Genomic DNA, 8,999 nt, shown 5'->3' with positions numbered 1-8,999 from the left:
TAGCTATCAGCAAACGCGACTATGTATTGGCAATCCCTTTTACCATGCTTAGGGTATTTTTTAGGGATTAAACTTGTAACAGGCATGCCTCTTCCCAAACTAAAGCCTAACGAGCCTCGATACATTTCAACTTCTTCAAATGGTATAACTAGTTCTGGGTTGCCACCAAACGCAGGGAAATTTACATTGCCGGTTTTTCGATCAAACACGACTAATTTACCTCGAGGGATCCTCGCTTTACGGTGATAAACAAAAGCAATAATTAATAACAAGACTTGCCCTAGGATAAACAAAGGGTGTAAAAAATGTGCACCTAAAAACTGCTCCATACTGGCAGCTTTAAATAAAGTCGTAATTTGCATAAAAATTGAAACACCAAAAAAAACTAATGCCGTAAAAACGGTAGCAGTTTGGAAGATATCCCTCATACTTGATATTAATAATACGCCGTAATAACGACCATCAGTTGAATATATATCGTTTACTCCTAACAAGTTGTCATAATTGACTTCCACTTTTCGGTAGTGCTTTCCCATGTCAGTTGGTTTTTTAGGGGGGCGTAATTCAGATACTTGCTCGGTGTTTATCATATTGTTACTCAAGTCCTAATTCTTCTTTTAGCGCATAATTCCATAGTGATAAATTCACTTCGGTTGTGAGCCATTTATTTGGTATTTCAAGCTCGCCGTACTCATCGCGTTTTGATACTGGTAATATAAACTTATTATCTTCAAAGGCTGTGCTCACTGACGCACCTTTACCTTTCGGATACGTTTTAACACGTAGTCTAAACGTGATTCTGGTTGTGTTGAGCGCTTTAAATATGGCGGCGCAGTTATACTGATTTACATCGAGCCGTACACCTTGCCCACTTGATAAATCAGTCACTAACACATTATCCCAAAATGTTTGTCGCCAATTTTGACCTTGCCCAACGCTATCACCTAAAACGAGATTTTGGTATTCATCATTCTTTTTATCTCTTTGTTTAACGTCAAGCTCAACATCAATGAAATTAAACGCCGTGTTTGTTGGGCAGGTTAAAATTAAATATGCTTCTGTGGGATCTTCATAGGTAGTAATAGCACCTCGCTCAGTTGCAATAGTATGTATATCTTGCTCTTTTTCTACATTATCACTGTGTACTTGTGGCGCTATGGTTAATTGCGCAAAATCTTGTAGGGCATAATCAGGGCGTGTTTTCCAACTACTACTGTTATCATCGCCATAGGCATCTGTGCCCCACGGGCTGATTTTCATCCAGGCTTCTATTTCATCATCAACAAATAAATAGTAAATAACAGCACCAACCAACACAATAATCAGGCCAATCCAGCCTAATCGTGAGCCCACTTTAATACCTAAAAGGAGACCTCTTAGTGCAATGGCGTCACCCACCGTCATCAAAGTAAAACCGACCCCAATGGTTAATAAACCAAACGCGGCGTCATTATCGCCTCGTTTAATGGCATCGTAGCCATCTATAAAGCTCGTAGCACCACTGTAAATTGACGCAACAATATTCGCGGCATACATAGATACTGAGTACCAATAAACACGTCGAACCCCTTGCGGTACACTTAAATCACCGCTTATTAAGGCTGTCATTTGCTCACCTGTTGGCATACCGTATTTCATTACATAGGATTCACGAACAAGGGTCAGTACCACAGCGGTAAAATCGAGTGCGCCACCAGCAAACACTTTTACGCTTTTAGCCGTTAACTCGAACTGCTCAATACTTCGGGTTAAATTTAATACCTCAAATAAGCCAACTGCACCCAAAATACCAATATTTGCGCGACTTAACCTATTTACACTTGTATTGGATAAAAACCTTTGATTCGCTAAATGCTCAGTCGCCGTTGCAAGTTCAGCTAGCTTTTGGTTTAAACGTTGGTTTGTGCGTACATCATCCGCTAACTTTAATTGATTGTTTTCCAATTGCGCAATTTCATCTTTTAGTGATGTAACATTTAGTTGCTTTGCATCGACCGTTTCTTTTAATGCGATAACATCAAGCTTTAGTTGTGATGCCCCTTCCCCCGCTAAGACACCTTGGGCTTTATCTGCTATGTCCAGTAGGTGGGTTAGTTTGTTTCGCAAATGCATAACATCATCTACCGTGGCATTGATTGGCCCGCGTGCGGTGGTAATGTTTGTACGACTACGATTTTGCGCACGCACTAGATCCCTAATTTCTTTACTTAATTCTTGCGCAATCTCAGCCCTTGCTCTTGCATTTAGGGGAATAAACCCTTTTGAAAACTTACCGTTATGGTAATCTTGGGCAGTCATTTCAAGTACGGTAAATTGACCATTCTCTAATTGATTTATTATTCGTAGCGCTGCCATTAAACCTTTATTTTTACTTAACTTAGCACTGCCTGTTTGCGCTAACTCTAATTCAATATGAGCCAATTTATTATTTATATTGCGTAATGATTTTTGTGCTTTATTTAATTTGCTATCAACCGCGCCAAGTTCAGCTTTTAATTTGTCAATTTCAGGTTTAGCTAAAGCATGTTGTCTTCTATATTCTGCATCTGTTTTATTTAGCCCTTTAACTTTATTAGCTAATACTTGCTCTGCTTGGCTCAGTTTTGCTTTTAATTTCTGCTTTTGCGCTGTTTGTAATTCAGCTTGTTTTTTTAACTGCTCTTGTTGCGCTATACCCGCTGACTTTTCGCTTTGGACTTGTTTATTAAATGCAGCAGCTGTTTGTGCTTGCCCTTGGTTGGCGCTTGCGATGAGTGATAAATCTAAATACCCTGTCGCCATCCCCATAAGTGCTTGTGCTAGTCGCCTACCGATTTGTTCAACTGCTTCCTTGTCACCTTCGTTAAAGGAGTTATCTTCTGCAACCATTTGGATGCGTTCAATACTAAATTTGGGATTGAATTTATCACTGTGATCTTGTGGGTCTAGTTCTATACCGGCGGGCTTAGTTGCCGTTGCAGGTTTTTTCGGCTTACCAAAAAATAATTCAGAAATAGGATGCGCTGGCTCTGATGGGTGTTCACCTACAAGTTTTAACATAATAGAGGAGGTGGTTGTAGATGTTGTTAAGTTATCCCAATCCCCTTTATCGAGTATGATTGTTGGAAACTGACTCGCTGGGTGAATTTTTAATACTAAAGCAATATCTTTTATTACATCAAAGCCCGACGCATAATGTGCGTTGTAATGATATGCAAAATCCTCCATACAATGCACAAACTTAACAGTGTTAATATCTTGTTCTAAAATTTCGATAAGCACTAGCTGCTGACTTTTTATCTCATCCGCTAGGGCTAATAAACGATCATATTTTAAAAACGTTTTTAAGTTTGTTTCATTTAAGCAGCTAGAACGCCAATTTTTTATTTTATTTGCAAATTTGAGTTGCTCAGCTTGAAGTCTCTGCGCGTCTTTATCACCTTTGATGGTAATATCACCGTCTAAAATGGCATCATTCATTTGATAAAAACGGTTTATCATCTTTTCAGCAAGTTCAAAGTTTGCTTTTTTAATGGGATCTTTAATAACTTCTTGGCCATCGGGGCCAAGCTCTACACCTTTTACCTCATAAAGTGTACTGGCAATTTCAACTTGTAATTTTAAAATTGCATCAACGTAATTTCTAACAACAGACAGTCCATTATTTAAAATAACTTTAGCGAATTTATCTGCTGCGATATGTGGGATTTTGCGGTGAATTTTCGCACCATTTTTAATAATACCCGTCTGTGTGAACCCATTTTCAAAGTCAGATAAGTTATCTAGTCTCTGCATTCTTTTATTGCGAGCAGTGGTTGAAACACCTCTGTTTGGGCAATCTCTTTCTTCACTGCTTAATGGGTCACCATAATTTAGCCTTGGGTCTGATGGATTCATTCCTCCTAACTTTAAGATTTGTGACCACGACCATTGCACTTCTGAGAATGCCATTTCAACAGAACACTGTGCACCTTTAATCTTATTGGGGACAATGATAGAGCTAAGCGCTTGCCCTGTTGCGTCTCGCCTTCCTTGTTTTGCGTACGCTTTATTTTTATTTTTTTTCCATGGTAAAAAACCTTTCTGGTAAGCTAAATTAACATCTCTAAATTTAACCACACCACATTCTTCTACAATAACCTGAAGTTCACGCCATAGATAACCATCTACATAAACATATACATACCCAGCAGATAAGTTAGAAATATAATCATCGCTTTCATCTTTTGTATCGTAAATCATTGGGTAGGTACAAACTAATTCTATATCAGCAACATTCGATCCTGTTTGCTGTGCTCTTGCTTGATAAAGAGGGATTTTATAGACTTTGTCTGTTTCGTTCGGATTTTTGTCATCGCGAATAATAAGTGATAAATTCTCTTCATCCGAACCAATCCCTTCAAATACAAGCTCTCGATGCGCGGCTTTAGTTAAAACTTGATCTGGGCTACAAACATCACTCATACGATTGACACTCCATCTTCATCTAACTTTTCAGATCCTGATATTTTAATAACTATTTGTTTGTCACCTTGTCTATCTGCCAAACTATCCCTCACTTGCACGCTCAACCCTCTTGGTGCGGGGCCGCCTGATTGCATAAGTGGCGCAGGTGGGGTGTTTTTAGAATTGGAGATCATCGGGTCACCTTGGCGTACAGCGGGTTTACCTTCAATTAATACATTAAACGAGCCCATGATAAATTCAGCTTCACCGTCGTTTTTCTTACTCGCGACGCCTTTTTTATCACCAGGGGAGTCACCTGAGCTTTGTGAAAAAGTGCTATTTATATTAGCGGCGCCATTGCCATTGACTTTTACTGAGCTGGCAACATCTGTAACGTCACTTGATTGCGCTTTATTTGCGTATGGAATTGGTACAACGCTAGTCCCAATTGTGGTTAAGCAGACATCCACCGTCATAAGTTTACCGCCACTATCTTGATGTACAGCGGTGCGACCATTTATCAGCACATTTTGCCCCGATACAGCTTGTACTTGTGGTGCTTGTGAAGCTGTATCTTTAATAAGCTGCTCTTGGTTACCGGCTTGCCAACCTAAATGCGTTGATACTAAATCTAAGAATGCTTGCGCGTTACTAACGGGTTTATTTACATCCATATTAGTTTGCGGTTCATTCCATGGCAGCCTAGGTTCGTTTTTTTGGCTATCCCATTGTGGCGGTGGAATAATATAATCAGGTATAAAAATATTTACCATTTCACCGAGGGTTTTCTCGCGGTATTTTGGCCTGGCAATCTCAGCTAAAAAGGCGGCGTCACCACTGGCTTTATCTTCAAAAATAGCGATACCGTTAGCTTTACCTAGCGCACCATTACTGCGGGCGCTATTGTTAAGCCCTAGCAATGTTGAGTTGTTATGTCGCCATGTTACTGAGCCACCGGTGCGCACATCAGCGCTCAGCGCATCAATATCATATTGTACGCTGCCTGTTTGTTTGCCTGCTGCGGCGTTAATATAAGGCATTATTTTTCACTCCTTGAAATTTTGACTAGCTGCTCATTAGGTGCATTAAAAATAGCAAATACCTGCTCAAGTGAGCGCGTAAGCGGGTTGCATAAATAGCTTTGTGCTAGTGTAAGTGCCGCTAATGAGTTTGCATTACCTTGATGGCCTATCGTCGTTGCTAACTCTGCACACTCAATGAGCGGCTGGCTTTTTTTGTACAATTTTTGTGTGTAAGCAAACCATTTTTTTTGCCAAGTAAGTGATTGTTCGCCCACAAATAAATAACGGTCTTGGCTGGTGCAATTGGCCTGTGCTAATTGAGCCGTCATTTGGCCGTCATATAATTGCGCGGTAAGCTTGCCTTGCGGGTGTATTAACAGTGCATATCCACCTTCGCCATATATAACGCCCGGTGGGCCGTTTAATACTTGCACGGTGCAGCGTTTAGCTTGTTCACTCACATATTGATAGCTATTACATGAATCCACAGCGATTACTAAGGTGTCGTTGTTTATGGTGGTTAAGTCACATGTTGGCATCTGTGAATAGGCGGGTATTTGTTCTGCAATACACTCTTGGAGTAGCTCAGCGAGTGTTTCATCGCTTATCAGTGGCTGTTCAATTTCATCAACGGGCAGTAAAAATACAATTTGGCTAATGCGGTTTGTTTGCCTTAACGTGGCTATATCAACTTGCTCAAGTAGGTGCGAGAGCATTAATAAACAGCGCGTGACTCTATCGAGTTGCGCAAGTTCGTCTATTTCAACAAAAATATACGGCGCATCTAAACTAATATCACATCGAATTAATGCCTTACTTGGTTTAGAAAAAAGCATTTTATTAGCCACTGCAGTATACAAGCTGCTTGATGTACAGCCGGCAGCATTAATATGATAAAGACTGTCAAAAGTAAGTTGTTTCATATTAATTTTCTTTACCGCTATTTTGTTCTGAGGCAACGAGTATTTGACTATTTGCGCCTACTTTTTCAAGACTAATATGACCGCGCCAAAGCAGAGAAAAACACTGGGCGTCGGAATCAATTACTAAGGTGTCGCAGCGCATGGTTAGCCGCTCGCGGGCTAGTGTATTTACCACTTCCACAATAGGTTTTTGGTACGGCAGTTCTATACGTTGTTGTTGTCCGTATTGTTGTAATGGATAAAGCCCTGTTAACTGAAACGCCCAGCCTTTGCCAAACTCGGCTGCAACTTGCTGATCAATGGGCGCTGTGTTGTATAAATCTTTTGGCTGTGTTGTTTTAAACGGGTACTCTCCCGCCATAAGTGCTGTTTCGTCTATTTCTGGTAAGCGTTCAACTCGTGGCGACCAATGGCTTGGTATGGCCGAAAAGCTTGCGACCGGTGTGCTGTGGCTAGGTTTTCTAAGTAATGAGTTAGCGTATTCAACACTGGGTAACTGCTGGCCAACCGCGTGCTTATTTTTAAGTTTAAAACCACGGCCGATTGGGTTTTCTAAGAACGTGTTGCTCTCGTTATTTAGCTCTTTGCCACCAAAAGCCTGCATATAATTGAGTGCCACTGGGGTAATAATATCTGGATCTGTAGCTACTGGTCCAAGCAACGAACGTCGCCAATAACGCGCTCCGGTTACACGTAAACGCTTTTTAAACAAAGGTTGCGAAGGCGAATCAAGACCCAGCTCAACCTCAATAACGCGCGCGTCTTTTCCTTTTGGCGGATAAGCAGTGCAATTACCATATACTTCAAAGCCATACTTAAAAGCCACCTGCTCGTTTACTTCACAAATCGGTGAGCTGTTAGGATCGCCTTGGTAATCATCAGCAATAACAATCTCAGGACCGGGTTCAATGGCTGTAACGTTGCCTTGCTCATCAAACTCAAAGCTTTGTTTTACCACCACCACTTGACCTTCAGTACTGTCTTCTAACCAGCCGCTAAACGTACTGGCTTGCCAAGGAGAAAGATTATGAAGCATGAACGTTCTCCACTTTTTCACTTAACAGTAATTGCCACTGCGATGCACTTTGCTGGACATGAAATAAACCACATGCACTTGTTAAATCAAAATGTGGGGCAATAACACGTTGTACTAAAGAGCCTGCTAATTTAGCGAGTTTTTGTGCGCTATTGGCTTTGGTAAAACTAATGCCCATTAAAAGTTGCTCACCTGCTTGCATTGCAAACGCTTGCCTTACGTGCTCGGCATCATCAAGGTTAATGCCGCTTTGCGGTTTTACTGCATTGTTATCACTGACGACTGACATTTTTTCAGCTTTGGCAAGCGGCCTATCTGTTAATGTGAGCCACGCTGCATAAGCACTTGGTTGTGTTACTGCGATGGTCATTAAATCCATCACTAATGGCAGCGCTTGTTTATAAACAAAATGACTTAATACAAACGAGCAATGCTCTGGGTTTGCTTTGCAAAATAATGCACAGGGTTCGTACCAACGCGTGTCATTAAGTAAACCCGCTAAAGCGAGTAATTGTGCTTTTTGCTGTTCATCTGCGGTTTTTGCAAACACTTTAAATAGCTTATCGCTTACATCGTCATGCCCAGCACAATAACTATTTACTAACGCAGCAAAGGCAATCTCAAAATCTTTGTGTAATACCGCTGCGAGTAATTCACTGGTTGTAAGAGGTTGTGAAAATAATAAGGTTTTAACCACGTTTTGGGGTTTTTCTTTACCCTCAAGTACACTGGTGCGTAGCGCTTTTAAATCGTTAAGCTGCCAATGCTTTAAATTATGTTGAAGTAATTCACACTGCGCTAATTGCTCACTGCCTCTTAAGCTATGAAAGTAGGCAGTAAAGTCATCAATAGCAGTAATGAATAAATCAGCCGCTATTAAACGATATACTTCACTATGTTCGCTATTTTGCTGCGCAAGTTCACACAAAGCCTGCCATGTTAACTCGCTTACTTGGGTTAAGTTTTGCGCTGAAAAATAATCCGTTGGCGCTTCGCCTGCCAACTCACTTAGGGTATATAAATGATTGAGCATTTGCGTGTCGATCACGCTAAAACGTGCCAACGAAAACGCCCCTTGCTGCAACAGCTTTTGCCGGTGCTTTAACAAGGTGGTGAGGCGCTGATTATGAAGTTTTACTTTATATACAGGTGCGAACATAGTGCTAATTAAGCCTAATTGGCCAGCCAGCCAAGGTAAGGTCTTGCTCGCTGTTTGCTGTAATATCTTGCCCTTCAAGCACGATAGTGCCGTCTGCATATACCTCAACACTACCCTTGGCCGTTTGTAGGCTAACACTTTGCTGGGCTTCAATAACGATATGCCCTTGCGAATTATTAATTTGCGCGGCAGGTGCTTGATCCGCTTGCGCTAAGAGCGCCGTTACAATAAAGCCTTGTGCGCTATGTACAAGTAATACATTAGCCCCTACTTCTGCGATGCTGACATGTGCGCCTTGCGCAATAACTTGATGTTCAACATTATTAATTAATACCGCTTTTACACGGCCAAAACTGTCGACACGACTCACACACGCTAAATGTTGATCGTGATTGAATATACTTTGGATCTGAGCGCTCATAATAAACTCCTTT

Annotated in this window: 6 protein-coding genes and 1 pseudogene; all 7 read right to left on the bottom strand. The window is 41.1% G+C overall.

What is annotated here, in order from left to right; genetic code table 11:
* Positions 1-590: pseudogene (locus H5154_RS20150) on the bottom strand (hypothetical protein); the annotation flags it as partial.
* Positions 591-594: 4 nt separating this feature from the next.
* Positions 595-4,443 carry a hypothetical protein gene (locus H5154_RS20145; RefSeq protein ID WP_182719405.1) on the bottom strand — a complete coding sequence of 1,283 codons (3,849 nt, stop codon included), beginning with the start codon at positions 4,441-4,443 and terminating at the stop codon, positions 595-597.
* On the bottom strand, positions 4,440-5,465 hold the full coding sequence (locus H5154_RS20140) for a DUF4150 domain-containing protein (protein WP_182719404.1): 1,026 nt from the start codon (positions 5,463-5,465) through the stop codon (positions 4,440-4,442). Before H5154_RS20140 ends, H5154_RS20145 begins: the two co-directional genes overlap by 4 nt.
* Entirely contained in the window at positions 5,465-6,370 is a 906-nt protein-coding gene (locus H5154_RS20135; RefSeq protein WP_145242471.1) for a hypothetical protein, read from the bottom strand. The genes H5154_RS20140 and H5154_RS20135 overlap by 1 nt, the downstream gene beginning before the upstream one ends.
* Position 6,371: 1 nt before the next feature.
* Complete coding sequence (locus H5154_RS20130; protein ID WP_182719403.1) at positions 6,372-7,406, bottom strand: DUF2169 domain-containing protein; 1,035 nt, start codon at positions 7,404-7,406, stop codon at positions 6,372-6,374.
* Positions 7,396-8,565, bottom strand: coding sequence for a hypothetical protein (locus H5154_RS20125; protein ID WP_145242475.1), 1,170 nt, complete (start codon positions 8,563-8,565; stop codon positions 7,396-7,398). Before H5154_RS20125 ends, H5154_RS20130 begins: the two co-directional genes overlap by 11 nt.
* Before the next feature lie 4 nt (positions 8,566-8,569).
* Positions 8,570-8,986: a hypothetical protein gene (locus H5154_RS20120; RefSeq protein ID WP_182719402.1), complete on the bottom strand. Its 417-nt coding sequence runs from the start codon at positions 8,984-8,986 to the stop codon at positions 8,570-8,572.
* Positions 8,987-8,999: the final 13 nt, after the last annotated feature.

This window comes from Pseudoalteromonas sp. SR44-5, from assembly GCF_014163675.1.
Lineage (GTDB): Bacteria > Pseudomonadota > Gammaproteobacteria > Enterobacterales > Alteromonadaceae > Pseudoalteromonas > Pseudoalteromonas rhizosphaerae.
The sequence above is the reverse complement of the archived record's forward strand: the minus strand, read 5'-3'. Positions and strand labels throughout refer to the sequence as shown.

Coding starts and splice junctions, on each gene's coding strand:
- H5154_RS20145 (WP_182719405.1), bottom strand. CDS start 4,443: ATGAGTGATGTTTGTAGCCCAGATCAAGTTTTAACTAAAGCCGCGCAT.
- H5154_RS20140 (WP_182719404.1), bottom strand. CDS start 5,465: ATGCCTTATATTAACGCCGCAGCAGGCAAACAAACAGGCAGCGTACAA.
- H5154_RS20135 (WP_145242471.1), bottom strand. CDS start 6,370: ATGAAACAACTTACTTTTGACAGTCTTTATCATATTAATGCTGCCGGC.
- H5154_RS20130 (WP_182719403.1), bottom strand. CDS start 7,406: ATGCTTCATAATCTTTCTCCTTGGCAAGCCAGTACGTTTAGCGGCTGG.
- H5154_RS20125 (WP_145242475.1), bottom strand. CDS start 8,565: ATGTTCGCACCTGTATATAAAGTAAAACTTCATAATCAGCGCCTCACC.
- H5154_RS20120 (WP_182719402.1), bottom strand. CDS start 8,986: ATGAGCGCTCAGATCCAAAGTATATTCAATCACGATCAACATTTAGCG.